Below are 25,684 nucleotides of genomic sequence, written 5' to 3'. Positions count from 1 at the left end.
GGCCACCCCCGCGCCCGATCAGAACAGCTCGCCCTGCCCCCGCCCCGGCGACGCTCCGTGCGGAGGCGCGGGTTTTCGCGCAGGCTTCGGCGGTGGCGGCGCATCGCCATCGATTGCCGCGACCGGCACTTCGCCATCGGCGAAGATCAGGCGCAGATGGCCCGCATCGCGCGCCTTGGTCGCGGTGGTCACGATCGCACCCCCGGTATCGCGCACCATGGCATAGCCGCGCGACAGGAGCGCGCGCGGATCGAGCGAGGTCAGCAGCCGTCCGAGCCCTTCGAGCTTCGCGCGCTCGCGGTCCCATGTCCGCGTCAGCAGTGCGGGCCGCAGCGCCCCCGCGCGCGTCGCGAGCCGCTCGCCGGTCACCGCGAGCCGGTGCCGCTGCGCGCGGTCGAGCCGGTCGCCATTGTCGTCGAGCCGCTGACGCTGCGGCGCATAAAGCGCCTCGCGCTTCGGCAAATGCCGCGCCAGCGCCGCGAGCCGTTCGCCGCGCAGCGCGTGCTGGCGGTTCGCCGCGCCGATGATCCGCCCGTTCCAAGTCGCAAGCTGCGCCTGCAGTTCGGCGCGGACAGGCACCGCCATTTCGGCGGCCGCGGTCGGCGTCGGCGCGCGGACGTCGGCGACATAGTCGGCGAGCGTCACGTCGGTCTCGTGCCCCACGGCACTGATCGTCGCGATGCGGCAATCGGCGATCGCGCGCACGACGACCTCTTCGTTGAACGCCCACAGATCCTCGATCGACCCGCCGCCGCGCGCGACGATCACGAGGTCGGGGCGCGGCACCGGCCCGCCGGGGGCAAGTGCGTCGAACCCGCGCACCGCATTCGCGACCTGCGCGGCCGCGCCCTCGCCCTGCACCAGTACCGGCCACACGATCACGCGCGTCGGGCAGCGATCGGCGAGGCGGTGGAGAATGTCGCGGATCACCGCGCCGGTCGGCGAGGTCACGACCCCGATCACCTCTGGCAGATAGGGGAGCAGCTGCTTGCGCTCGCGGTCGAACAGCCCCTCACCGCCGAGCCGCGCCTTCAATTTCTCGAAGAGCAGCATCAGCGCGCCCTCGCCCGCAATTTCCAGCGTGTCGACGACGAGCTGATATTTCGAGCGCCCCGGGTAAGTGGTGAGCTTGCCGGTCGCGATCACCTCGATCCCGTCTTCGGGGCGAAAAGCAAGGCGCGCCGCCTGCCCCTTCCACATCACCATGTCGATCAGCGCATTTTCGTCCTTCAGCGCCGCGTAGAAGTGCCCCGATGCGGCGCGTTTCGCGCCCGACAGTTCGCCGCGGACGCGGACACGGGAAAAACCATCCTCGACTGTCCGCTTGATCGCTGCCGACAATTGGCTGACGGTCATATCGGGCGCATTGTCCCCCGGCGAAGCCTCGGCTAACAGCCGCGCTTCGGTGCCATCGTCGGACGCCGGATCGGGAAAAGGGACTGACATGAATATCCTGCTGGTGGGCTCTGGGGGCCGCGAACATGCGTTAGCGTGGCAACTGGCACAATCGCCGAGTTGCGCCAAGCTCTATGCCGCGCCCGGCAACCCCGGAATCGAACTCCACGCCGAATGCGTGCCGATTGCCGCCGATGACCTCGATGGGCTGATCGCCTTCGTGAAGGCGCATGCGATCGACTTCGTCGTCGTCGGGCCCGAAGCGCCGCTCGTCGCGGGGCTTGCCGATCGCCTCCGCGAGATCGGCATTCCCGCTTTCGGCCCCGGTGCCGCCGCCGCGCGCCTCGAAGGATCGAAGGGCTTTACCAAGGATCTGTGCGCGCGCGCCGGCATCCCGACCGCGGGCTATGTCCGCTGCACATCGGCCGAGGAAGCGCTCGCGGCGCTCGAAGGCTTCGCGATCCCCGTCGTGATCAAGGCCGACGGCCTCGCCGCGGGCAAGGGCGTGATCATCGCCGAAACGCGCGAAGATGCCGAAGCCGCGATCGAGGAGATGTTCGACGGCGCCTTCGGCAGCGCCGGCGCCGAGGTGGTGATCGAGGAGTATATGATCGGCGAGGAAGCGAGCTTCTTCGCGCTCTCCGACGGCAAGGACGTGATCGCCTTCGGCAGCGCGCAGGACCACAAGCGCGTCGGCGACGGCGATGTTGGCCCGAACACCGGCGGCATGGGCGCGTACAGCCCCGCGCCGGTGCTCACCGCCGAGCTCGAATCGCAGGTCATGGACCGCATCGTCCGCCCGACGGTGGCGAGGCTCGCTGCCGAGGGTACGCCGTACGTCGGCGTGCTCTTCGCGGGGCTGATGCTGACCGGCGAAGGTCCGAAGCTCATCGAATATAATTGCCGCTTCGGCGACCCCGAATGCCAGGTGCTGATGATGCGCTTCAAGGGCGACTTCGCCGCCTTGCTTCACGCCGCCGCGACCGGGACACTCGCGACCGCCCACACCCCGACCTTCTCGCACGACTATGCCCTCGCCGTCGTCATGGCGGCGAACGGCTATCCGGGCACCCCCGACAAGGGCGGCGCGATCCGCCGCATCGCCGACGCCGAAGCGGGCGGCGTGCGCGTCTTCCACGCCGGCACCGCGCGCGAGGACCGGACGCTCGTCGCCGCCGGCGGCCGCGTCCTCAACGTCACCGCGACTGGCAAGAGCGTCACCGAGGCGCAGGCGCGCGCCTATGCCGCGGTCGACAAACTCGATTTCCCGGGCGGCTTCTGCCGCCGCGATATCGGCTGGCGCGAAGTCGCGCGCGAGTCGGAATAGGCCGCGCTGGACGGCGCTGACGCGTCCGCATAGGCTGACCACATTACAGGGAGATCGTCATGGCGTGGCTTCAGGAAAATTGGATCATCGCAGTCGTCGGACTGGTCGTCGCGGTCGTGCTGCTGTGGTGGCTCTTTGGGCGCAACAAGGCCGAAGAGATCGAGACCCCGATCGCGCCGTCCGACGAACCGAAGAAACCGCTCGAAGCGGTGAAGCCCGAGATTATCGCCGCCGAGCCGGCGCGCTTCAAACCGAAGGAACCGGCGCCCGCGCCCGTCGCCGCCCCTCCTCCGCCTCCTCCACCGGTACCCGAGCCCGTCGCCGAGACGCCGCTCGCTCCCGAACCCGAGCCCGCTCCCGAACCCACGCGCGAGCCGCAGCCTGCGCCGGAACCGGCCCCCGCACCGGCGGCCAAGGCCGACAATCTGCAACTGCTGAAGGGCGTCGGCCCCAAGATGGTCGCGCTGCTGAACGGCCTCGGCGTAACCCGCTTTCAGCAGATCGCCGACTGGACCGACGCCGACGTCGCGGTCATCGACCCACAGCTCGGCGCCTTCCAGGGGCGCATCGCGCGCGATGCGATCGTCGACCAGGCCGGCTATCTCGCCCGCGGCGACAAGGCCGGGTTCGAGGCGAAATATGGTGCGCTGGGTGGGGAATTACAGGGCAGCTGACGACCGACACCAGCCGCCGCCCCACCAGCGCCATCACCCGTTGCCGCTTGCCAGCCGCGCCGATCGCCGCCACATCTGGTTTCGAAACGAAACCAAAGGAGCGATGCATGATCGGTGATTTCGAGCAGCAGCGGGTGAGGCTTTCGACGGGCGTCGAACTCGACGTCGTCGATGTCGGGCCACGCGATGCGCCGGCGCTGGTCTTTCTCCATGGCTTCCCCGAATCGCACCGCACGTGGCGCTTTCAGCTGCCGCATTTCGCGAACCGCTTTCGCTGCATCGCGCCCGACCAGCGCGGCTATCGCGGGTCGTCGAAGCCGCAGGACGCCGAATCCTACACGCCCGACAAGCTGATCGCCGACGTCTTCGCGCTGGCGGACGCGCTGGGCGTCGGGACTTTCACGATCGTCGGGCACGACTGGGGCGGGGCGATCGCCTGGGGGGTCGCGCTCGGCGGACAGCCGGGCGGGCTGCATCCGGGATGGGCTGGACGCGTGACGCGCGCGGTGATCGCCAACGCGCCGCATCCCGCGATCTTCCAGCGCCTGCTGCTCGCCAACCCCGAACAGCGCGCGGCCAGCCAGTATATCCGAACCTTCCGCGACCCTGCGAGCGACGCGATCATCGAGGAGCATGGCATCGCCGGTATCCTGGCGCACGCCTTCGCAGACCGGGTGCCGAGCGGCGGCATCCAGCCGCCCGACGAGATCGCGCGGCTGCTCAAGGATTGGGAGGACCGCGACGCCTGCCGCGCGATGATCAACTGGTATCGCGGTTCGCCGATGGCCGTGCCCGCGATGGACGAGCCCTATGCCGAACCGCCCGCGGCGCCCTTCCCGAAACTTACGATCCCGACCCTGGTGGTCTGGGCGCTCGACGACGTTGCGCTGCCCGCGTGCAACCTCGACGGGATGGAGGAACTGGTCCCGGATGTGTCGATCGTGAAGGTTCCGGGCTGCGGCCATTTCGTGCCGTGGGAAGCCCCCGATGCGGTCAACGCGGCGATGGACGATTTTCTGGTCAACGGGTGACCCGCCACCGGCACCAAACCCTTGAATACCTGGAAAAAAGTTGGCAGGCGGCAGGGGTGCCGCCGCCTGCCGGGAGGGGTCGGTTCTGCGGGTGGTCCGCAATTCGTCAAATCAGGCGACCGAAAAAGCCGGGCGCGAGTTAACCATAAGTTTCGCCTCTATTGCAGGCTTTCAGATTCTCCCACCTTTGCCATATTCGCGCCATGGATGTGGGAGGACTCAAGGTCGCCTCGATCACCGACACGATCGATGGCCCGGCCAGCTGGACGGTCGAGCGCGACGTCCATATGCTGATCCTTCACGACGCTGGCAGCTATCACTGGCTCGAAACCTGGCTCGACGGTCATCGCACCGCGCTGGGGGATCCGTTGCCCGACGAGATATGGTTCGTGCCGGCCGGCCGACGGTTCAAGGCCACGGCCAAGGGTGGAACGGCGCGGTCGATCCACATCGAGATTCCGGCCGCGCGGCTTGCGGTCCCCGGCGGGGCGCGGGCGATCGCCGCGCATCGGGATCCGCAAATGACGGTCCTCGTCCGCAAACTGCTGGCCGGTGACACCAAAGCCGCCGACACGCTGGTCGCGGTACTGGCGGAGGCACTGGCGCGAAACATCGCACTGCCCTTGCCGCAGGCGCTTCTGCGCCGCATCGACGGGCTGATGGCGTCGATCCAGACGCAGCTCGAAATCCAGATCACGGTCGAGGATATGGCGGCAGAGACCGGCATGTCGGTCAACAGCCTGATCAGCAATTTTGCGCGCGCCACCGGCCGGACCCCCGCGCAATATGTGCTGCATCAGCGATTGCGGCGTGCCTGCTGGTTTCTCGCCAACCGGCCGCTCTCGATCGCCGAGATCGCCTTCGCCACCGGCTTTTCGAGCCATGCCCATCTCTGTGCTGTCTTTCGCCGCAAGCTTGCTATGTCACCGGGGGAGTGGCGCGCGTTTGCGAGCGGGAGGGTAAGTTGTGACGATTAGGGCAAATCTGTTCCGCATCCGCGACGCCCATGGTCATGCGCCGGTGACCAATATCGAACTTTTCTTCGATCTGGTGTTCGTCTTCGCGATCACCCAATTGTCGCACGGCCTGCTCGAACATCTAGGCTGGCTCGGCGCCTTGCAAACGCTGATGCTGCTGTTCGCGGTGTGGTGGGTGTGGATCTTCACCACATGGGTCGCGAACTGGCTCGACCCGGAGCGCGCCAATGTACGGCTGATGCTCTTCGCGCTGATGCTGGCGGGCCTTGCGCTGTCGAGTTCGATTCCCCAGGCTTTCGGCAAGTCCGGCTGGCTGTTCGCCGCAGCCTATTGTTCGATGCAGATCGGCCGTTCGCTCTACATGATCTGGGCGAGTCACGGGGTTTACCCCGCGCGGGCGCGCAACTTCACCCGCATCATCATCTGGTCGTTCTTCTCATTGCCCTTCTGGATCGGCGGCGCGCTCGCCGACCCCGGGCAGCGGATGCTGCTGTGGGCGGCGGCGCTCGCGATCGACTATGCCGGCCCGGCGACCTTCTTCCGCGTTCCCGGGCTCGGCCGGTCGGACGCCGGAAGCTGGGACATCTCGGGCGCGCATATGGCGGAGCGCTGCGCACTGTTCATCATTATCGCGCTCGGCGAAGGGGTGCTGATCACCGGCGCGACCTTTGCCACGACACCGCAAAGCCCGCTGCACTGGCTTGCCTTCGCGACCTGTTTCCTCGGGTCCGCGGCGCTGTGGTGGCTCTATTTCGACACCGGCGCGCGGCGCGGCAGTCAGGCCATGGAAACGGCCGAAGCGGCCGGGCTGCTGGCGCGGTACGCTTATACCTATTGGCATATTCCGATCGTCGCGGGGCTGGTCGTGTCGGCGGTCGCCGATGAAATGCTGCTCGCGCACCCGAACGGACATATCGAATTTCCGATGCTCGCCGTGTCGATCGGCGGGCCGCTGCTGTTCCTTATCGGCAATATGGGGTTCAAGCATGCCACATCGGGCCGACCGCTGCCGCCCTTCTCGCACATGATCGGCGCCGCGGCGCTCTTCGGCGTCGGCGCCGCGGCGTGGTTCGGTCATTGGCAGCCGGTCACGCTGGGGATCGCGACCTTCGCGGTGCTCGTCTTCACCGCGATCTGGGAATGGGGCAGCTATCATGGCGGCTGGCGGCGCTGGGCGCCGTGGCTCGGCCGGTTCGAGCGCGCCAGGCGAAGAGATCATGGGCAGGGAGAATAGACGATGTCGCATACCGCCATCATGCTGATCGCGGCGCTCGGGCTGCTGATCGGGCTGCGCCTGCTCGTCCGCGACAAGTCCCGGGCGACGCGTGCTTTCCTCGCGCTGTGGCTGCTCGTGTCGATCGCCAACCTTCTCTATGGCGTGCTCGGCGCGGGCTATGGCTGGGGCGAGGAAGCCGTCGTCTGGCTGTTCGTCTTCGGACTGCCTGCAGCGGTCGCCCTGATCGCCGCGCGCGTCGGGCGCTAGTCCGACGGATTGATCAGGCAGCCGCTTGCACCCGCGAAGCGGGCACTCCGCGAGGCGAGCATGGGCACGCTGCCGGTCACGGTCTTCGTCGCCGGGTCGTCGCTCAGCGAGACCATTTCCATGCCGGGTTCGAAATCGGTCTGGCAGCTTTCGAGATTGCGCCCCTGCACATAGCGGCACGAACAGCCGACGCGCGCGGCATAGGCCGATCCCAGCTCGGCCTGCGCCTTGAACGCGGGGAATTTCCAGACGAGGAAAATCGCCAGCAGGACGCCAAAGCCGATTGCCCATGGCAGGCTCCCGCCGCTCTTGCCGTCGCGACGCTTGCGGCCGCGCAGGTGCGGGGGAACTTCGGGGGGCGGCGCCGACGGCTGGCGGTCGGGCGTTGCCGTCTCGGGCGGGTTGGTGTTAGTCACCGGCGCCATGATCACGAAAAAAGCCATGCTGGCAAGTGCGGCGCTGCTCCTTCTCGGCGGCTGGTCGCTGGGACAGGCCGCCGGGCAGGGAGGTATCGCACCCGGCGCACCCGCCCCCCGGCTTGGCGTGTCGCTCGACGAGATCACGCCGGTCGATGCGTCGCCCGCGCTCCCGGCGCTCGACCCCGCGATCAAGGCAAAGGCCGACGCGCTGTTCGACGACGCCGACGACGTGGGCGAGACGCGCGCGCTCTATGTGCTGCGCGACGGCCAGCCGGTCTACGAACGATATGGCGAGGGCTTCGGCCCCGATTCAAAGCTGATCAGCTGGTCGATGGCAAAGAGCATCACCGCCGTCCTTACCGGATTTCTTGTCGCCGACGGGCAATTGTCGCTCGACGCGCCCGCGCCGGTCAGCGGGTGGGAACGCAGCGGCGACCCGCGCGGGACGATCAGCCTGCGCCACCTGCTCCACATGGCCTCGGGGCTCGAGCATGTCGAAAATGGCGATCCGGTGTGGAAGGGCGACACGGTCGAAATGCTCTTCGGCGCCGGCGCCGGAGACATGGCCGCCTTTGCCGAGGCCAAGCCCGCGGCGGCGCGGCCGGGCGAGCTTTTCAATTATAGTTCGGCGACCAGCGTCATCCTGTCCGACATATTGACCGACACGCTGACCCCGTCGCAAAATCCCGAGGCGCGACGCGAGGCGATGCGCGAGTTCATCGCGGGACGGCTCGCCGAACCGCTCGGCATGACCAGCCTGACGCCCGAGTTCGACGCCAAGGGCACGATGATCGGCGGTTCGATCATGCACGCGACCGCGCGCGACTATGCGAAGTTCGGCGAGTTTTTACGCAACCATGGCGTCGCGGGCGGCCAGCGGCTGCTGCCCGAAACCTGGATGCGTTTCATGCTGTCGCCCTCGCCCGGGGACGCGGGCTATGGCGGGCACATCTGGCTGAACCGGCGCCGGCCCACGGGCGCCGACGAGGCGCTATGGCCCGACCGCGGCCCCAACGACCTGTTCGCCTGCATCGGCCATCAGGGGCAATATATCATCGTCTCGCCCTCGCAGCGCGTGACGATCGTGCGGCTGGGGATCACAAAGGACGACCAGTTCCCGGCGCTGCGGCGGCATCTGGCCGATTTGACCGCCGCGCTTTGAATTGCTCACCGCGCCTGGGACCGGCTCCGGTCGGTTGCGGGCGCCATCGCCTTAGCCCCCGCACGCCTTGAACAGCATCAGCGTCCGCTCGCGTGCCAGATCGGCGCTCGGTTCGTGATAATCCTTGCGCCGGTCGCTGTTGAAACCATGCCCGGCCTCGTAGACGAAGATTTGCGCGGTCGGGTGGTCTTTCGCGATCAGCGCCTCGACACCCTCCATCGGAATGCCGGCATCGAAGCGGCCGAAATGGGCGATGGTGGCGCAGGCCGGGGCCTCGTCCTTGAACATCGTCGGGACGAGGCTGCCGTAATAGGAGGATGAGGCCGAGAGGTCGGGGCTGATCTGCGCCATCCGCCACGCGACCGACCCGCCGTAACAATAGCCGGTGATGAATACCGGTCCCCTTCCCTTCAGTGCATCGATGCACGTCTGCGCATCCTTGAGGCTCTGCTCGAACGGATGGAGCTTGCGAGCGAGCTCGACCGCGCGCTCGAACTGCGGCCCCGAATAGTCGCTCTCGAACCCCGGATGCTCGCGGTCGAACAGCGCGGGTGACAGCACCTCATAGCCATCGGCGGCATATTCGTCGCAGAGCTCGCGGATATGGTCGGTAACCCCGAAAATTTCCTGGATCAGCACCAGCCCGCCCCGGCGGTCGCCCTCCGGCTGCACATGATAGACGGCGATCTCGGCGCCATCATCCATTGTCATGCGAATCATTTCACCCATGGGCTGCACCTCTCTTCCGTTCGTGCCGGGCTTGTCGGGCCGCCAGGCGACCGTAGGTCAACCACCGTTCTTCTTTCTTTCAACCTTTGAAGGAAGGACGGCCCTTCGACAAGCGCGAGGCAAACGGACGAGAGATAGCGGGCAGTCTCCCCACCCCCCGCCTTGCATTGCAGCAAAATCGTTGCTACGCGCGCCGCGACTGTGCAGCGGGGGTGTCTTCGGACGCCGGGAAAATCCGCGCAGCCATCCCCCAAGGGATCGTAGAAAAGGACTTTCGCGCGTGGAGAATTCCGGCGGCATTCAGGGCAACATCACGGCGGGCCTCGCGGGCCGCTATGCCAGCGCGCTGTTCGATCTGGCGCGCGAATCGAACGCGATCGACAGCGTCCAGAAGAGCCTCTCGGTTCTCGGCAACGCGCTGGCCGAATCGGCCGACCTCAAGGCGCTCGTTTCGAGCCCGGTGATCAGCCGCGCCGACGCCGCGAAGGCGATCGCCGCGGTCGCCAGGTCGCTCGGCCTCGATTCGCTGACGGGCAATTTCCTCGGCGTCCTCGCCGAAAACCGCCGGCTTGCAGACCTCGGCGGGATGATCGGCGCCTTCAACGCGATCGTCGCCGCGCACCGCGGCGAAGTGACCGCCAAGGTCACCAGCGCGCATCCGCTCAGCGCCGAGCAGCTGAAGGCGCTCGCCGCGAACCTCAAGACCCGTGTCGGCCGCGACGTCCAGATCGCGACCACCGTCGACCCCGCCATCCTCGGCGGCCTCGTCGTCCAGCTGGGCAGCCAGCTGATCGACGGCAGCATCCGTACCCGTCTCAACAGTTTCGCCCAGGCGATGAAGGGCTGAGAAGCCCGCACGCCAAATTTGCCCGATGAAAGGCTAAACAATGGAAATCCGCGCCGCTGAAATCAGCAAGGTCATCAAGGACCAGATCGCCAATTTCGGCACCGACGCCACGGTCAGCGAGATCGGCTCGGTGCTGTCGGTCGGCGACGGCATCGCCCGCGTCCACGGCCTCGACAATGTGCAGGCCGGCGAGATGGTCGAATTCGCCAACGGCGTGAAGGGCATGGCGCTCAACCTCGAAGCCGACAATGTCGGCATCGTGATCTTCGGCTCGGACAGCGAGATCAAAGAAGGCGACGTCGTCAAGCGCACCGGCACGATCGTCGACGTCCCCGTCGGCAAGGGCCTGCTCGGCCGCGTCGTCGACGGTCTGGGCAACCCGATCGACGGCAAGGGGCCGATCAAGGCCGACAAGCGCATGCGCGTCGAGGTGAAGGCGCCGGGCATCATCCCGCGCACCTCGGTCCACGAACCCGTCCAGACCGGCCTCAAGGCGCTCGACGCGCTCGTCCCCGTCGGCCGCGGCCAGCGCGAACTGATCATCGGCGACCGTCAGACCGGCAAGACCGCGGTCGCCATCGACACCTTCATCAACCAGAAGGAAGCGAACAAGGGCACCGACGAATCGAAGAAGCTCTATTGCATCTACGTCGCCGTCGGCCAGAAGCGCTCGACCGTCGCGCAGATCGTCCGCCAGCTCGAAGAAAATGGCGCGATGGAATATTCGATCGTCGTCGCCGCGACCGCGTCGGAGCCCGCCCCGCTGCAGTTCCTCGCTCCTTATACGGGCTGCACCATGGGCGAGTTCTTCCGCGACAACGGCATGCACGCCGTGATCGTCTATGACGATCTGTCGAAGCAGGCCGTCGCCTATCGCCAGATGTCGCTGCTGCTGCGCCGTCCGCCGGGCCGCGAAGCCTATCCGGGTGACGTTTTCTATCTCCACAGCCGCCTGCTCGAGCGCGCCGCGAAGATGAACAGCGACAATGGTTCGGGCTCGCTCACCGCGCTGCCGATCATCGAAACGCAGGCGGGCGACGTGTCGGCCTATATCCCGACCAACGTGATTTCGATCACCGACGGCCAGATCTTCCTCGAAACCAACCTGTTCAACGCCGGTATCCGCCCCGCGATCAACGTCGGTCTGTCGGTGAGCCGCGTCGGCTCGGCCGCGCAGACCAAGGCGATGAAGAAGGTGTCGGGCTCGATCAAGCTCGAGCTTGCGCAGTACCGCGAAATGGAAGCGTTCGCGCAGTTCGGTTCGGACCTCGACGCCTCGACGCAGAAGCTGCTCAACCGCGGCGCGCGCCTGACGCAGCTTTTGAAGCAGCCGCAGTTCCAGCCGATGCCGTTCGAGGAACAGACCGCGTCGATCTTCGCCGGCACCAACGGCTATCTCGACAATGTCGCGACGACCGACGTGTCGCGCTACGAAGCGGCGATGCTCGCCTATCTGCGCAGCGATCACGCCGATGTGCTGAAAGCGATCCGCGACACCAAGGATCTGGGCGACGACACCAAGAAGAGCCTGGTCGCGGCGCTCGACGCCTTCGCCAAGATTTTCGCGTAACCCATAACGTGTACCCCCGCGAAGGCGGGGGTCCATGGGTCCCCGCCTTCGCGGGGACACACAGAGAGAGGCTTGATGGCCAGTCTGAAGGAACTCAAAGGGCGGATCGTCTCGGTCAAGTCGACCCAGAAGATCACCAAGGCCAAGAAGATGGTCGCCGCCGCCAAGCTGCGCAAGGCGCAGGCCGCGGCCGAAGCCGCGCGTCCCTATGCCGAGCGGCTCGAAGGCGTCGTCGCCAGCCTCGCGTCGAAGGTTGGCGCGTCGGATTCGGCGCCGAAGCTTCTGTCGGGCACCGGCAAGAGCGACACGCACCTGCTCGTCGTGCTCAACAGCGACCGCGGCCTTGCCGGCGCGTTCAACTCGAACATCGTCAAGGCCGCGCGCGACAAGGCGCTCGAGCTGCAGGCACAGGGCAAGAAGGTCCAGTTCTTCCTGGTCGGTCGCAAGGGCCGCCCGGTGATCAACCGCCTCTTCCCCGGCCAGATCATCGAGAATTACGAAACCACCGGCATCCGCGACATCGGCTTCGAGCAGGCGCACGAAATCTCGGCGAAGGTCATGGAGCTGTTCGAGGCCGGCGCCTTCGACGTCGCGCACCTCTTCTATTCGAAGTTCCGCTCGGCGCTGCTCCAGATCGCGACCGGCCAGCAGCTGATCCCCGTTCCGGCCCCGGCCGAAGCCTCGATGTCGAGCGGCGCGGCGGTCGAGTACGAACCCGACGAAGAGGCGATTCTCGCCGACCTCTTGCCGCGCAACGTCACGATCCAGATCTTCAAGGGCCTCCTTGAAAACGCCGCTTCCGAACAGGGCGCGTCGATGACCGCGATGGACAATGCGACGCGCAACGCGGGCGACCTGATCAACAAGCTGACCATCGTTTACAACCGCACGCGTCAGGCGGCGATCACCACCGAACTCATCGAAATCATCGCTGGCGCGGAAGCGCTGTAAGCTATCCAAGCAAGGAAGAAGACCATGGCCACCGCACCCGCCGAGAAGAAGGCTCCCGCCAAGAAGGCCGCCGCGCCGAAGAAGCCGGCCGCCACCAAGACCGCTGCCCCCAAGGCGAAGTCGAACGCGACCGCCACCGGCCGCGTCGCGCAGGTCATCGGCGCCGTTGTCGACGTCCAGTTCACGGGTGAGCTGCCCGCCATTCTGAACGCGCTCGAGACCGAGAACAACGGCAACCGCCTCGTCCTCGAAGTCGCGCAGCACCTCGGCGAGAACACCGTCCGCACCATCGCGATGGACGCGACCGACGGCCTGACCCGCGGCCAGCCCGTCACCGATACCGGCGCGCAGATCTCGGTCCCCGTCGGCCCGCAGACGCTCGGCCGTATCCTCAACGTCATCGGCGACCCGATCGACGAACGCGGCCCGGTGAACAGCGACATGTCGGCGCCGATCCACGCCAAGGCTCCCGAATTCGTCGACCAGTCGACCGAAGCCGCGATCCTCGTCACCGGCATCAAGGTCATCGACCTGATCGCGCCCTATGCCAAGGGCGGCAAGATCGGCCTGTTCGGCGGCGCCGGCGTCGGCAAGACCGTTCTGATTCAGGAACTGATCAACAACATCGCCAAGGGCCATGGCGGCGTGTCGGTGTTCGCGGGCGTCGGTGAACGCACCCGCGAAGGCAACGATCTCTATCACGAATTCCTCGATGCCGGCGTTATCGCCAAGGACGCCGACGGCAACCCGACCCCCGAAGGGTCGAAGGTGGCGCTGGTGTTCGGCCAGATGAACGAACCCCCGGGCGCCCGCGCCCGCGTCGCGCTGTCGGGCCTCACCATGGCCGAATATTTCCGCGACCAGGAAGGCCAGGACGTTCTGTTCTTCGTCGACAACATCTTCCGCTTCACGCAGGCGGGTTCGGAAGTGTCGGCGCTGCTCGGCCGTATTCCCTCGGCCGTGGGCTACCAGCCGACCCTGTCGACCGACATGGGGGCGCTGCAGGAACGCATCACCTCGACCACCAAGGGGTCGATCACCTCGGTACAGGCCATTTACGTTCCCGCGGACGACTTGACCGACCCTGCTCCCGCAACCTCGTTCGCCCACCTCGATGCGACGACGACGCTGAGCCGCGCGATTTCGGAACTCGGCATCTATCCCGCGGTCGACCCGCTCGACTCGACCTCGCGCGTGCTGACCGCCGCGACGGTCGGCCAGGAGCATTACGAAACCGCCCGCCGCGTTCAGGAAACGCTGCAGAAGTACAAGTCGCTGCAGGACATCATCGCGATCCTCGGCATGGACGAGCTTTCGGAAGAAGATAAGCTCGTCGTCGCCCGCGCGCGCAAGATCCAGCGCTTCCTGTCGCAGCCGTTCCACGTCGCCGAAGTCTTCACCGGCATCCCCGGCAAGTTCGTCGCGATCGAAGACACGGTGAAGTCGTTCAAGGCCGTCGTCGACGGTGAGTACGACCACCTCCCCGAAGCGGCCTTCTACATGGTCGGCGGCATCGAGGAAGCGGTCGCCAAGGCCGCCAAGCTGGCCGCCGACGCTGCGTAATCAAATTCCCCTCCCGCTTGCGGGAGGGGTTAGGGGAGGGCCTGTCAGGGGACTGCCCTCCGCTATAAACGAAACGGTCCCTCCCCCGACCCCTCCCGCAAGCGGGAGGGGGGAGATTTGAGAATGGCTCTGAAGTTCGAACTCGTCACCCCCGCCCGCCTCGAGCGGTCGAGCGACGTCTATATGGTCACCGTACCCGGCAGCGAGGGCGACTTCTCGGTGCTCGAAGGCCACGCGCCGTTCATGGCGACGCTGCGCAACGGCCCGCTGACCGTCTATGCGACCAATGGCGCCGCCCCCGAGACGATCGAGGTCGAAGGCGGCTTCGCCGAAGTCAACGAGGCCGGCCTCACCGTCCTCGCCGAGCATATCGCCGGCTGATTTTCGCCGTCCACGGCGCATCAAAAGGGCTCGCATCCACCGGATGCGGGCCCTTTTTACATGCGCGATGCCACAACCTCCTTCGTATTAGGAGAATGTCAAAGTTTCCGATTTATTCACCGTATCGAATGGGAACTTGGCCATGAAAATCGGCAAATTTCCCAGCTTGTTGGTTTAAAACAGGATGATGTGATGAGCGCATTCGGACGCCGACCCGGTACCGCTGGCCGCCCCGCCTTCGGCGTGGCCAAGCCGATGCAGACTGGCCCCGGCTTCGGCGGGGGGTCGCAATTCCCTGCCCTCGACACGCCGTCCGCCGAAGCGCCACCGCTCTCGTTGAACCTGTCGCCCGAAGAAGAGGCGATGGAGCGGCTGAACCAGCGCTCGACCGCCGAAATGGCCGAGCCCGAAAAGGCACAGGGCTTCGAGGCCAGCGTCCACAAGATCAAGGAACAGGTGCTGCCGCGTCTGCTCGAACGCGTCGACCCGGAAGCCGCCGCGACGCTGAGCAAGGACGAGCTGACCGAGGAATTCCGCCCGATCATCCTCGAAGTGCTCACCGAACTGCGCATCACGCTGAACCGCCGCGAGCAGTTCGCGCTCGAAAAGGTGCTCGTCGACGAGCTGCTCGGCTTCGGCCCGCTCGAGGAATTGCTCGCCGATCCCGAAATCAGCGACATCATGGTCAACGGTCCGTACCAGACCTATGTCGAGCGCAAGGGGCAGCTGGTCATTGCGCCGATCCAGTTCCGCGACGAACAGCATCTCTTCCAGATCGCCCAGCGCATCTGCAACATGGTCGGCCGCCGTGTCGACCAGACCACGCCGCTCGCCGACGCCCGCCTCAAGGACGGCAGCCGCGTCAACGTGATCGTCCCGCCGCTCTCGCTTCGCGGCACCGCGATCTCGATTCGTAAATTCTCGGCCAAGCCGATCACCCTCGACATGCTCTGCCAATGGGGCGCGATGAGCCAGAAGATGTGCACCGCGCTCAAGATCGCCGGCGCCAGCCGCTTCAACATCGTCATCTCGGGCGGCACGGGCTCGGGCAAGACGACGATGCTCAACGCGCTGTCGAAGATGATCGACCCCGGCGAGCGCGTGCTGACGATCGAGGACGCCGCCGAACTTCGCCTGCAGCAGCCGCACTGGCTGCCGCTCGAAACGCGTCCCGCGAACCTCGAGGGCAACGGCGCGATTCATATGGGCGATCTCGTCAAGAACGCGCTGCGTATGCGTCCCGACCGCATCATCATGGGTGAGGTCCGCGGCGCCGAATGTTTCGACCTTCTCGCCGCAATGAACACCGGCCACGACGGCTCGATGTGTACGCTTCACTCCAACAGCCCGCGCGAATGCCTCGGCCGTATGGAGAACATGGTTCTGATGGGCGACATCAAGATCCCGAAGGAAGCAATCTCGAAACAGATCGCCGACTCGGTCGACATGATCATCCAGATCAAGCGCCTGCGCGACGGTTCGCGCCGCGTCACCAACGTGACCGAGGTGATCGGCATGGAGGGCGACGTCATCGTCACCCAGGAACTGTTCAAGTTCGAGTATCTCGACGAGGACAAGGACGGCAAGATCGTCGGCGAATATCGCGCGATGGGCCTGCGCCCCTATACGCTGGAAAAGGCGCGCCAGTACGGCTTCGACCAGCCCTATCTCGAGGCGTGTCTGTAAAACATCGTCGCCCCCGCGAAGGCGGGGGCGACGGCTAAATCAAGGCTTCAACGCCAACGCCGCCGCCAATATGGCGACCACTACTCCCACCAGCGCGATCCCCCGCCACGGCATGAAACCGACCGCATCGACGTCGCGGCGGTGACGGCGGCGATAGTCGGCGATCTCGGCGACCACCGCGACCACAGCGCCCATCGCGCTCACCGTCAGCATCGACCCTTGCATTGACGCGCATCCCTTCGCAAACAGGGGCTCCTTCCCCCCAAGAACGAGGTGCCGATATGCGTCATTTCCGTCCCGTTGCAATAGCCGCGCTGCTGACCGCCGTAGCCGCCGCCTGCAGCGCCCCTTCGCACGATGCGGTCGCGAAGGATTCCGCCGCGAAGCCGGGCGATGCCCTCGCCGCCGCGGTCGCCGCGCCGACCCGCACCCCCGCCAACGTCGCCCGCGACAAATATCGCCACCCCGCCGAAACCCTCGCTTTCTTCGGGGTGAAGCCCGGCGACACCGTCGTCGAGCTGTGGCCGGGCGCCGGCTGGTACACCGAAATCCTCGCTCCGCTGGCGAAAACAGGCGGCGGCACGCTCTATGCCGCCGCGCCGTGGGACCGCGGGTTGACCCGCGTCAAGGCGAAGCAGGCCGCCGACGCCGCCACATATGGCGCAGTGAAGCTCGCCGAATTTCCCGCGACCGGGGCCGGGCCGAAGGTGCCCGACGGCAGCGCCGATGTCGTGCTGACCTTCCGCAACGTCCACAATTGGCGCTTCGACGGCACGGACAACACCGCCGAAGCCTTCAAGCAGATTTTCGCGATGCTCAAACCCGGCGGCACGCTCGGCATCGTCGACCACCGCCTGAACGAAAGCGACGACAGCGCGAAGGAGGAGAAATCGGGCTATATGAAGGAAAGCTCGATCATCGGCTTCGCCGAAGCGGCGGGCTTCAAGCTTGCCGGCAAGAGCGAGATCAACGCCAACCCGAAGGACACGAAGGATTATCCGAAGGGCGTGTGGACGCTGCCGCCGACGCTGACCGAGGGCGACGCGAACCGCGACACATATCTCGCGATCGGCGAATCGGACCGCATGACGCTGAAATTCGTGAAGCCCGCCTCCTGACGCGGCATCAGGAAACGATCGACCCCGCGCTGCTGCTCAGCGCCTATGCGCAGGGGCTGTTCCCGATGGCCGACGGGGCGGATGACCCGTCGGTCCATTGGGTCGAGCCGCGGCTGCGCGCGATCCTGCCCCTGGACGGCTTCCATCTGTCGCGCAGCCTCAAGAAGGTCATCGTCTCCGACCGCTTTCGCGTCACCACCGACACGGCGTTCGCCGACATGATGGCGCTCTGCGCCGAGCCCGCCGCCGACCGGCCGACGACGTGGATCAACCCGGTGATCAAGGCGAGCTACGAACGGCTGTTCCGCCTCGGCCACGCGCACAGCGTCGAAGTCTGGCTGGACGGCGCGCTGGCCGGCGGTCTTTACGGCGTCTCGCTCGGCCGCGCCTTTTTCGGCGAATCGATGGTCAGCCGAACCCGCGACGCGTCGAAGGTCGCGCTCGCCCATCTCGTCGCGCGGCTGATCGCGGGCGGGTGGCGGCTGCTCGATTGCCAGTTCATCACCCCGCATCTCGCCAGCCTCGGCGCGATCGAGATCAGCCAGGCCGATTATCTGGGACGGCTCTATTCGGTCTTGTCGGACGGCGCGGGAGACGGCGCAGCCTTGGGCGCCGCGGCAGCGGGGGCGGGCGCAGGCGCCGCGGGCGTGCCCTCGCCGCCGTTCGTCGCGGGCGACTGGGGCGCGCTCGACGCCTTGGGCGCCGCCGAGGCCGATTTGGGCGCGGGACGAGCCACCGGTTCGCCGCCCGGATATGTCATCGCGCAGCTCTTGACGAAGACGTCATAAATCGGGTGCTGGATGACATTGCGTTCGGGCCGTTCGCGAAACAGCCAGCCCGAAAAGACGCGATACCATTTGTCGTCGCGCTGATCCTGAACGGTCAGCTGAACGAACGCGCCGGTCTCGGGCGGATCTTCCCACGGCGCGGTCGTCTCGCACGCGCGCAGGCGGACGATCGCACGGCCGATGCGCGCGCTTTCGCCCGGCTTCATCTCGATCTCGCGGACCAGCCCGTTGCGCTTGTTGAGCAGGCCGAGCACCGCGACGCGCTGCTCCATCGGGGTCGCTCCCGCGATGCCGCCGACTTCCTTCGGCACATGGTCCGACTTGGCGAGCTGCGCGCTCGTCTCGCCCGGCCGCTTGCCGTCCCCGCCGCGATCGCAGGCGGTGAGCGCGGTCGCTGCGACAAGCGCCAGCAGCGTGATCCGGGTTGCGGTGGGCGTCACGCGAACTCAGTCGGCGCCGGGACGCCACGCCTCGTAATCGCCGGTCGCCGCGGCGCGGTGGCCGCCGCGTTCGAGCGCGCCCGCGGGGCGATAGGCGCCAAGGCTGCCGGTCAGGTTGGCGCTCGGCTCCTTCTCCCAGGCGCGCGGCGCGGGCAGCGCATCGCCGGGCAATTCGTCGAGCGTGCCGTGCAGCCAGCCGTGCCATTCGGGCGGCACGCGGCTCGCGTCGTTCGATCCCTTGTAGATCACCCAGCGACGGTTGCCCTTGCGAGCGCGATAATAGGTGTTGCCGAGGCTGTCCTCGCCCACCTTCTCGCCATTTTTCCAGCTATCCAGCAGCGTGCCGAAGGTCGCGCCGTCCCACCAGGTGAAAATCTTGCCAAGGATGCTCATGGCGTGGCGTTTACAGGCAAGCCCCCGCGCTAAGCAAGCCGCAAACCGCGCGCCGCAACCCTATTTCTCGTCTTTCCACGTCACCTTCGCCGTCTCGTCGAGCCCGAGCTTCGCCGACGTCCCTCCCGCGAGTTCGAGCACCGCCGCGACCTCGCCGCCGCTGACCACGGGCTCGAGCGATTCGGGGATGGTATTCTCCGCGATCCGGTCGATGCTGCCGTCGGCGCGGACGAAGATCATGTCGAGCGGGATCACGGTGTTCTGCATCCAGAAGCTCGCGATCTTCGGCTTCGGAAAGGGAAACAGCATCCCGCCGTCGGCGGGCAGACCGGTCCGGAACATCAGCCCCTTTTCCTGCTCTTCCGGCGTGCGCGCGACCTCGACGCGGAACGTGTGCTTCTGTCCGGGCATCGCGATGGTCAACGGGATCGTCGCCTCGTCCGCCTTTTCGGAGCCGAACGCATTGTAGGCGCTATAAGCGCCATAGGCTGCCAGCGGCGTGGCGAGCGCCAGAGCAACGACGGTAAGCGGCAAACGCATCGGCAAATCCTCTTTCTCGCTCGCCGGAGGCCTAATCGAGCGCCGCTTCGCCGTCCAGCGCCGCCAGCGCCTCCTCGTCGCCCGGCGCAACCGCGAGGATGCGCCGCGCGAACGCCAGACTGTGCCCCGCGCGCGCGAAGGCGGCAATCTGCCGTTCGCGCAGCGCCGGGTCGTCCGCCGCGCGCACCGCGAACGGCCCGAAGCGCCGCCGCCGCGCGAAGCCGATCGCCGCCGCCAGCGCATGCTGCTCGGCCTCGGAAATCGCCTCGCCGCTGTCGTCGGCCGAAATGCCGTCGACGAAGAGCTGCGCCTTCACCCGCCGCACCCCCAGCCCGCGCCGCGTCATCGCGCCCGCGCGCATCGCGGCATAGTGTTTGTCGTCGAGAAAGCGCAGCCGTTCCATCCGGTCGGCCACCGCCTCGCACGCCGCCATGGCCTCACCCTCGTCGATCCAGTCCGATTCGCGAACCTTTCTCGACAGATAGCGCAGCAGTTTGGCCCGACTCGTCGCGAAACGCGCCACATAGGCGAGCGCCAGTTCGTCGAGCCGCGCGGCGTCAAGTCGCGCCCTGCGCCGGTCGGATGGATTGCGACGATTGGCCATATGCCATGTTTGTGCCACAGTCGGGCCCGATTGAGAACGATCAGAACCCGCATATCGGGCCCAACGGCCCGCGAAAGGGCCAATTCGTTCCAACTGTCAGAGGTCGCGCAAACAAACGATGGCACCGAAAGATGACATGATTGTTGCCGCACGCCCTGTTTCCCGGGACTCAGCATCCTTTATGACCGACACACCTGCCCCCGCGGCGGACGCGCTCGTGCCGACGCCGACCTTCTGCGCGCAGCCGCGCCGCTTTTCGGACTTCGCCACCGTCGGCGAAGCGCTCGACTATGCCGCCAGCGGCACGCGCGGCCTCAATTTCCACGATCCGCGCGGGCGCCTGACCCGCGCCTATTCCTACGCCGAGCTCAAGGCCGACGCGCTCAGCACCGCCTACCGCCTGATCGCCGCGGGGGTGCGGCCCGAGGACCGCATCGCGCTGATCGCCGAGACCGGCCCCGAATTCGCGGCGCTTTTCTTCGGCACGATCTACGCCGGCGCCTGGCCGGTGCCGCTGCCGCTGCCGACCAGCTTCGGCGGGCGCGATTCCTATGTCGGCCAGCTCGTCGTCCAGCTGACGAGCTCGGACCCCAAGATGCTGTTTTTCCCGCCCGAAATCGCCGCGATGGCGACCGACGCGGCGAACGAGCGCGGGGTCGAACCGATCGACTGGAGCGAGTTCGAAACGCGTGCCGCGCCGATCGCTGCGCTCCCCGAACAGAAGAGCGACGAGACCTGCTATCTCCAGTACAGCAGCGGCTCGACGCGCTTCCCGCATGGCGTCGCGGTGACCCACGGCGCGTTGCTCAACAATTTGTCGGCGCATTCGCACGGCATGGAGCTGCAGGATAGCGACCGCTGCGTCTCGTGGCTTCCCTGGTATCATGACATGGGTCTCGTCGGCTGCTTCCTCTCGCCCGTCGCCAACCAGGTGTCGGTCGACTATCTCAAGACCGAGGATTTCGCCCGCCGTCCGCTCGCCTGGCTCGACCTGATCAGCCGCAATGAGGGCACGACGCTCAGCTATTCGCCGACCTTCGGCTACGACATCTGCGCACGCCGCATCTCGAGCCAGAGCCACGTAGCGGACCGTTTCGACCTGTCGCGCTGGCGCGTCGCGGGCAATGGCGCCGACATGATCCGCCCCGACGTGATGCAGAAATTCGTCGATGCCTTCGCCGACGCGGGCTTCAAGGCGAGCGCCTTCCTGCCGAGCTACGGCCTTGCCGAGGCGACGCTCGCGGTCAGCATCATGCCCCCGGGCGAGGGTATCGTCGTCGAGCTGGTCGAGGAAACCGAGCTGTCGGGCGCCGCAGGCGACGCCGGCCGGCCGACGCGTTTCCGCGCGATCGTCAATTGCGGCAAGGCGGTCAAGGACATGACGATCGAAGTTCGCGACGAGGATGGCAACATCCTGCCCGACCAGACCGTCGGCAAGGTGTGGTGCACCGGCCCGTCGCTGATGACCGGCTATTTCCGCGACCCCGAATCGACCGCGGCCTGCATGAAGGACGGTTGGCTCGACACCGGAGATATGGGTTATCTGTCAGGCGGTTACATCTATATCGTCGGCCGCGCCAAGGACATGATCATCATCAACGGCAAAAATCACTGGCCGCAGGATATCGAGTGGGCGGTCGAGCAGCTCCCCGGCTTCAAGTCGGGCGACATTGCCGCCTTTGCGATCACCGCGCCGGGCGGCGAGGAGACCCCCGCGGTGCTCGTCCAATGCCGCACCAGCGACGAGGCCGAACGGCTCGCGCTGCGCGAGACGATTCGCGACCGCGTCCGTGCGATCACCGGCATGAATTGCCTCGTCGAACTGATCCCGCCACGCACCCTGCCGCGCACCAGCTCGGGCAAGCTCAGCCGCTCGAAGGCGCGCGCGCAATATCTGGCCGGCGAAATCCAGCCCTTCGCGCTGGCGGCCTGAGGCGCGCAGGCGAGGCTTTCGGGCATTTCCTTTTTCGTCATCCCGGACTCGATCCGGGGTGACGGGGGGCCACGCGCCCCTCCTCCGCTGTCCCGCTGCGGGACGAAAAATCCAGCACCAAGAAGTGCATAGTTACCTTCGGGTAACCCGCGGGCGCTAAGCAGGCCCCGTGAAAAGCCTGCTGACCGACCAGATTGTTGCCAAGGATGTTTCTGTGCGGACCCTTTTGGGGCTGGGGCCGCGCGACGAGGATCTGGGGGACCTCCGACAGCTCCAGCTCGCGCCGCTCCGCGGCAAGGGTCCGCTGCGCCTGTGGGCGGGCGCGGCGATGGCGTTCGTCGCCGCCTTCACCATGGCGCCGTCGATGCCCTGGCCGATTGTCAGCGGCTGGCTCGCCTGTGCGCTCGCCTTCTGCCTCTGGTCGTTCAATCTCTTCGCAAAGCTTCCGCTCGGTGACCCCAAATTGTCGGGAATCACCGAATACCGGCTGTGCAACCGCCACGCCCTCTATGCCGCGGTGCTGTGGTCGGTCCCCTTCTGGCTGCGCGGCGCCGCGCCGCCGCTCGACCATGTGCTGTCGCTGTGGATGATCGTGTTGCTGATGATGCTGACACTGGCGATCATCGCGCACAGTATGCCGCGCGCCTGCCTGCAGTTCATCGTGCCCGTCAGCGTGTCGGCGGCGGGCGCGATGGTCGCCGCCGGATCGCCGCCGATGGCCGCGGTCGCCAGCCTCGCCGCGCTGATGCTCTCGGCCTTCTGCATCCGTTTCGGCCAGCAGCATGTCCGTTTCCGGCGCGCCGAGGAAACGCTGCACGAAAAGACCGAGACCGTGAGCCTGTTGCTCCGCGAGTTCGAGGAAACCTCGGCCGACTGGCTGTGGCAGACCGACAACAACCGCCGCCTCATCCATGTCTCGCCGCGCCTCGCCTATGCGCTCGGCGGCACCGCCGAGGCGCTCGAAGGCGTGCCTTTGCTCCAGGCGCTGTCGGGCGATGCCTGGGAGTCGGGCAATTTCTCGAAGACGCTGCACGACATGGCCGAGCGGATGAAGCGGCGCGAAAGCTTCTCGAACCTGATCGTTCCCGTCACCATCGGCGGCAAGCCGCGCTGGTGGGAGCTGTCGGCCTCGCCGCGCCTCGACGAAACGGGCAAGTTCCTGGGCTTCCGCGGCGTCGGGTCGGACGTCACCGAACAACATGCCAGCGCCGAACAGATCGCGCGCATGGCGCGCTTCGACAATCTCACCGGCCTGCCCAACCGCCTCAGCCTGCATGAGGATCTCGCCCGCGCGCTGTCGCAGGCGATCGACACCAAGTCGCGCTGCGCGATGCTGATGATCGACCTCGACCGCTTCAAGGCGGTCAACGATACGCTCGGCCACCCGACCGGCGACAAGCTGCTCGCGCAGGTGTCGGCACGGCTCAAGGGGATCATGGAGCGCGGGATGACCTGCGGCCGCCTCGGCGGCGACGAGTTCGCGGTCGTGCTCCACAATGTCGCCTCGGCGACCGCGGCGGAGGAGCTTGCCGAACGGATCATCCAGACGATCAGCCGTCCCTATGTGGTCGAGAACCACCAGCTCTTCGTCGGCGCCAGCGTCGGCTATGCGATCGGTCCGCAGGACGGCGCGACGGTCGAGACGCTCACCCGCAACGCCGACCTTGCGCTCTACAAGTCGAAGGACAAGGGCGGCAATGTCGTCGCCGCCTATGTCGCCTCGCTCCACGCGCAGGCCGAGGAGCGGCGCGTGATGGAGCAGGAACTACGCGGCGCGCTCGATCGCGGCGAATTCGAACTCTACTACCAGCCCGTCGTCACCGCCGAGGACGGGACATTGAACGGCTTCGAGGCGCTGATCCGCTGGCACAACCAGAAGCTCGGCAACGTCTCGCCCGGGCGCTTCATCCCGCTTGCCGAGGACAGCCGCCTGATCGCGCCGATCGGCGAATGGGTGCTGCGCACCGCGTGCCACGAAGCGATGAAATGGCCGCAGAACCTGAAGGTCGCGATCAACGTGTCGGCCGAGCAGCTCACCGATCCGGCCTTCGCCTCGGTCGTCGTCTCGGCGCTCGCGCAGAGCGGGCTCCCGCCGCAGCGGCTCGAGATCGAGGTCACCGAAAGCGTGTTCCTGCGCGACGGCGGCGGGGCGGCGCAATTGCTCGACCAGCTCATCGGGCTCGGCATCCGCCTCAGCCTCGACGATTTCGGCACCGGCTATTCGTCGCTCGGCTATCTGCGCAAGACGCAATTCTCGACGATCAAGGTCGACCGCAGCTTCGTCGTCGGCGCCGCCAAGGGCAGCATCGAATCGATCGCGATCATCCGCGCCGTCGTCGCGCTCGCCGACAGCCTCGGCATGTCGACGACCGCCGAGGGCGCCGAGACCGAGGTCGAGGTCGATACGCTCCGCACGCTCGGCTGCAGCAATATCCAGGGCTATTATTACGGCCGCCCGATGCCCGCCTCCGACGTGCTGACGCTGTTCCGCCGCCCCGACCCGGTATCGACCGCCGCCGCCTGACGGCGACGACCGGAAGGTCTCGCGCGACGAATAGAGCGGCTTAACAAAAGGTTCCCCCGCTCACCGCATCGACGGCGCGATTCACCGCTAGATGGTTGGTGCCGTTTCATAAGCGCGGCAAGGACACTCCAACGCTTGAAGACAAGCCAAACGGGGGTCGCCTTCCATGTTCCATCGCCGCTTCCTGGGTGCTTTCGCCCTGTGCGCCACGCTGCTGTCCAGCGTCCCCGCGATGGCCCGCGACTATCTGCAATGCGTCCCCTTCGCCCGCGCCGAATCGGGCGTCGAGATCCGCGGCAATGCCAAGACCTGGTGGTCGCAGGCTGCCGGCGCCTATGAGCGCGGCCAGGAACCGCGCAAGGGCGCCGTGATGGCCTTTGCCGGCACCGGCGGCATGCCGCTCGGCCATGTCGCCGTCGTCAAGAAGATCGTCAGCGACCGCGAAATCCTGATCGACCATGCCAACTGGTCGCCGATCGGCGGCCGTCGCGGCCAGATCGAGCGCAACGTCCGCGTCGTCGACGTCAGCGCGTCGGGTGACTGGAGCTCGGTCCGCGTCTGGTACGCGCCGATCGGCGACCTTGGGCTGCGCGCCAATCCGGTGCAGGGCTTCATCTACGCCGGCGGCGATGCGAAGCCCGACCACCGTTTCGGCGGCGGCGAACCCAAATGGGCCGCGAACGACTGGAAGCCCGGCAACGGTCTCGACCTCGTCGTCGCCTCGCTCCGCTGAGCGGAAATTATTCCAGACACGTCATTGCGAGCGCAGCGAAGCAATCCAGGGCGGCCTGACGCTACTCTGGATTGCTTCGCTGCGCTCGCAATGACGATGGGCAGTTAGTCTTCCGACGCTTCGCCGTCCTCGCCGCCCGCATCCTCGAACCACGCCTCGACCTCGCCCGACAGCTTGATCGTCATCGGCTGGCCGAACCGGTCCTTCGACTTGCCCGCGGCGACGCGGATCCAGCCTTCCGAGATCGAATATTCCTCGACGTCGGTGCGTTCCTTGCCCTTGAAGCGAATGCCGATGCCACGCTGAAGCACCTCCATTTCGAAATGGGGCGAGCGCGGGTTGGTCGACAGATGGTCGGGCGGCGTGTCGGTCATGATGCAACTTCCGAAAAAAGAGAATGGCGCGGCCCTAGCTGG

Annotated in this window: 26 protein-coding genes and 1 pseudogene; 18 read left to right on the top strand and 9 right to left on the bottom strand. The window is 66.7% G+C overall.

Features of this window, described 5'->3' with window-relative positions:
• Window positions 1-18: 18 nt before the first annotated feature.
• Window positions 19-1,446 (bottom strand): exodeoxyribonuclease VII large subunit, encoded by a 1,428-nt coding sequence (gene xseA, locus QOL68_RS08060; RefSeq protein ID WP_282949060.1) that lies wholly within the window; start codon window positions 1,444-1,446, stop codon window positions 19-21.
• Here xseA and purD point away from each other — a divergent pair.
• From purD to QOL68_RS08030, 6 genes are all read left to right on the top strand, one after another.
• The gene (gene purD / locus QOL68_RS08055; RefSeq protein WP_282949061.1) at window positions 1,445-2,722 is read left to right on the top strand and encodes a phosphoribosylamine--glycine ligase; all 1,278 of its coding nucleotides are present in this window, start codon (window positions 1,445-1,447) and stop codon (window positions 2,720-2,722) included. The two genes, xseA and purD, sit on opposite strands and share 2 nt — an antisense overlap.
• A 59-nt stretch (window positions 2,723-2,781) precedes the next feature.
• A complete protein-coding gene (locus tag QOL68_RS08050) occupies window positions 2,782-3,396 on the top strand; it encodes a helix-hairpin-helix domain-containing protein (protein WP_282949062.1) in 615 nt (204 codons plus the stop codon).
• 107 nt (window positions 3,397-3,503) lie between these two features.
• Window positions 3,504-4,427 carry an alpha/beta fold hydrolase gene (locus QOL68_RS08045; protein ID WP_282949063.1) on the top strand — a complete coding sequence of 308 codons (924 nt, stop codon included), beginning with the start codon at window positions 3,504-3,506 and terminating at the stop codon, window positions 4,425-4,427.
• Between the two features lie 203 nt (window positions 4,428-4,630).
• Window positions 4,631-5,404, top strand: a complete 774-nt coding sequence (locus tag QOL68_RS08040; protein WP_282949065.1) for a helix-turn-helix transcriptional regulator — start codon at window positions 4,631-4,633, stop codon at window positions 5,402-5,404.
• Window positions 5,394-6,638, top strand: coding sequence for a low temperature requirement protein A (locus QOL68_RS08035; RefSeq protein WP_082657780.1), 1,245 nt, complete (start codon window positions 5,394-5,396; stop codon window positions 6,636-6,638). The genes QOL68_RS08040 and QOL68_RS08035 overlap by 11 nt, the downstream gene beginning before the upstream one ends.
• Before the next feature lie 3 nt (window positions 6,639-6,641).
• A complete protein-coding gene (locus tag QOL68_RS08030) occupies window positions 6,642-6,887 on the top strand; it encodes a hypothetical protein (RefSeq protein WP_058455184.1) in 246 nt (81 codons plus the stop codon).
• Here the strand turns inward: QOL68_RS08030 and QOL68_RS08025 are convergent.
• Window positions 6,884-7,312 carry a hypothetical protein gene (locus QOL68_RS08025; RefSeq protein ID WP_282949068.1) on the bottom strand — a complete coding sequence of 143 codons (429 nt, stop codon included), beginning with the start codon at window positions 7,310-7,312 and terminating at the stop codon, window positions 6,884-6,886. The genes QOL68_RS08030 and QOL68_RS08025 overlap by 4 nt on opposite strands.
• On the opposite strand from QOL68_RS08025, the gene QOL68_RS08020 reads away from it, so the two are divergent.
• The gene (locus tag QOL68_RS08020; RefSeq protein ID WP_282949070.1) at window positions 7,311-8,468 is read left to right on the top strand and encodes a serine hydrolase domain-containing protein; all 1,158 of its coding nucleotides are present in this window, start codon (window positions 7,311-7,313) and stop codon (window positions 8,466-8,468) included. The two genes, QOL68_RS08025 and QOL68_RS08020, sit on opposite strands and share 2 nt — an antisense overlap.
• A 51-nt stretch (window positions 8,469-8,519) precedes the next feature.
• Here QOL68_RS08020 and QOL68_RS08015 read toward each other — a convergent pair whose 3' ends face one another.
• Window positions 8,520-9,197: a dienelactone hydrolase family protein gene (locus QOL68_RS08015; protein WP_283404288.1), complete on the bottom strand. Its 678-nt coding sequence runs from the start codon at window positions 9,195-9,197 to the stop codon at window positions 8,520-8,522.
• Between the two features lie 280 nt (window positions 9,198-9,477).
• Between QOL68_RS08015 and QOL68_RS08010 the strand changes: the two genes are divergently transcribed.
• From QOL68_RS08010 to QOL68_RS07985, 6 genes are all read left to right on the top strand, one after another.
• Window positions 9,478-10,044 (top strand): F0F1 ATP synthase subunit delta, encoded by a 567-nt coding sequence (locus tag QOL68_RS08010; RefSeq protein ID WP_204991986.1) that lies wholly within the window; start codon window positions 9,478-9,480, stop codon window positions 10,042-10,044.
• A gap of 40 nt (window positions 10,045-10,084) precedes the next feature.
• Window positions 10,085-11,614 (top strand): F0F1 ATP synthase subunit alpha, encoded by a 1,530-nt coding sequence (atpA, locus tag QOL68_RS08005; protein ID WP_282949075.1) that lies wholly within the window; start codon window positions 10,085-10,087, stop codon window positions 11,612-11,614.
• Window positions 11,615-11,689: 75 nt separating this feature from the next.
• Complete coding sequence (locus QOL68_RS08000) at window positions 11,690-12,565, top strand: F0F1 ATP synthase subunit gamma (protein WP_282949077.1); 876 nt, start codon at window positions 11,690-11,692, stop codon at window positions 12,563-12,565.
• A 24-nt stretch (window positions 12,566-12,589) separates the two neighbouring features.
• Entirely contained in the window at window positions 12,590-14,128 is a 1,539-nt protein-coding gene (gene atpD, locus QOL68_RS07995) for a F0F1 ATP synthase subunit beta (RefSeq protein ID WP_082657781.1), read from the top strand.
• Window positions 14,129-14,251: 123 nt separating this feature from the next.
• The gene (locus QOL68_RS07990; protein ID WP_058455190.1) at window positions 14,252-14,509 is read left to right on the top strand and encodes an ATP synthase F1 subunit epsilon; all 258 of its coding nucleotides are present in this window, start codon (window positions 14,252-14,254) and stop codon (window positions 14,507-14,509) included.
• Between the two features lie 192 nt (window positions 14,510-14,701).
• Complete coding sequence (locus QOL68_RS07985; protein WP_058455191.1) at window positions 14,702-16,195, top strand: TadA family conjugal transfer-associated ATPase; 1,494 nt, start codon at window positions 14,702-14,704, stop codon at window positions 16,193-16,195.
• Window positions 16,196-16,234: 39 nt separating this feature from the next.
• Here QOL68_RS07985 and QOL68_RS07980 read toward each other — a convergent pair whose 3' ends face one another.
• Window positions 16,235-16,408: a hypothetical protein gene (locus QOL68_RS07980; protein WP_283404287.1), complete on the bottom strand. Its 174-nt coding sequence runs from the start codon at window positions 16,406-16,408 to the stop codon at window positions 16,235-16,237.
• A gap of 68 nt (window positions 16,409-16,476) precedes the next feature.
• On the opposite strand from QOL68_RS07980, the gene QOL68_RS07975 reads away from it, so the two are divergent.
• The gene (locus QOL68_RS07975) at window positions 16,477-17,313 is read left to right on the top strand and encodes a class I SAM-dependent methyltransferase (RefSeq protein ID WP_282949083.1); all 837 of its coding nucleotides are present in this window, start codon (window positions 16,477-16,479) and stop codon (window positions 17,311-17,313) included.
• A complete protein-coding gene (gene aat, locus QOL68_RS07970; protein WP_204992078.1) occupies window positions 17,310-18,101 on the top strand; it encodes a leucyl/phenylalanyl-tRNA--protein transferase in 792 nt (263 codons plus the stop codon). Before QOL68_RS07975 ends, aat begins: the two co-directional genes overlap by 4 nt.
• Before the next feature lie 35 nt (window positions 18,102-18,136).
• On the opposite strand, the pseudogene QOL68_RS07965 reads toward aat, so the two are convergent.
• From QOL68_RS07965 to QOL68_RS07950, 4 genes and pseudogenes are all read right to left on the bottom strand, one after another.
• Window positions 18,137-18,307: pseudogene (locus QOL68_RS07965) on the bottom strand (DUF2155 domain-containing protein); the annotation flags it as partial.
• Between the two features lie 240 nt (window positions 18,308-18,547).
• A complete protein-coding gene (locus tag QOL68_RS07960) occupies window positions 18,548-18,934 on the bottom strand; it encodes an NADH:ubiquinone oxidoreductase subunit NDUFA12 (RefSeq protein ID WP_204991991.1) in 387 nt (128 codons plus the stop codon).
• 60 nt (window positions 18,935-18,994) lie between these two features.
• Window positions 18,995-19,474, bottom strand: coding sequence for a DUF192 domain-containing protein (locus QOL68_RS07955; RefSeq protein WP_282949086.1), 480 nt, complete (start codon window positions 19,472-19,474; stop codon window positions 18,995-18,997).
• A 31-nt stretch (window positions 19,475-19,505) separates the two neighbouring features.
• The gene (locus tag QOL68_RS07950) at window positions 19,506-20,078 is read right to left on the bottom strand and encodes a regulatory protein RecX (protein WP_282949088.1); all 573 of its coding nucleotides are present in this window, start codon (window positions 20,076-20,078) and stop codon (window positions 19,506-19,508) included.
• Window positions 20,079-20,259: 181 nt separating this feature from the next.
• Here QOL68_RS07950 and QOL68_RS07945 point away from each other — a divergent pair, with 181 nt between their 5' ends.
• From QOL68_RS07945 to QOL68_RS07935, 3 genes are all read left to right on the top strand, one after another.
• Entirely contained in the window at window positions 20,260-22,011 is a 1,752-nt protein-coding gene (locus QOL68_RS07945) for a fatty acyl-AMP ligase (protein ID WP_282949090.1), read from the top strand.
• Between the two features lie 169 nt (window positions 22,012-22,180).
• The gene (locus QOL68_RS07940) at window positions 22,181-24,535 is read left to right on the top strand and encodes a putative bifunctional diguanylate cyclase/phosphodiesterase (protein WP_282949092.1); all 2,355 of its coding nucleotides are present in this window, start codon (window positions 22,181-22,183) and stop codon (window positions 24,533-24,535) included.
• 166 nt (window positions 24,536-24,701) lie between these two features.
• The gene (locus tag QOL68_RS07935; protein WP_282949094.1) at window positions 24,702-25,268 is read left to right on the top strand and encodes a CHAP domain-containing protein; all 567 of its coding nucleotides are present in this window, start codon (window positions 24,702-24,704) and stop codon (window positions 25,266-25,268) included.
• Window positions 25,269-25,372: 104 nt separating this feature from the next.
• Here the strand turns inward: QOL68_RS07935 and QOL68_RS07930 are convergent, their stop codons facing one another.
• Window positions 25,373-25,642 (bottom strand): DUF3297 family protein, encoded by a 270-nt coding sequence (locus QOL68_RS07930; protein ID WP_282949096.1) that lies wholly within the window; start codon window positions 25,640-25,642, stop codon window positions 25,373-25,375.
• Window positions 25,643-25,684 lie beyond the last annotated feature (42 nt).

Source organism: Sphingopyxis sp. Geo25, assembly GCF_949769135.1.
Classification (GTDB): Bacteria; Pseudomonadota; Alphaproteobacteria; order Sphingomonadales; family Sphingomonadaceae; genus Sphingopyxis.
This window is presented reverse-complemented; position numbering and strand designations above follow the sequence as displayed.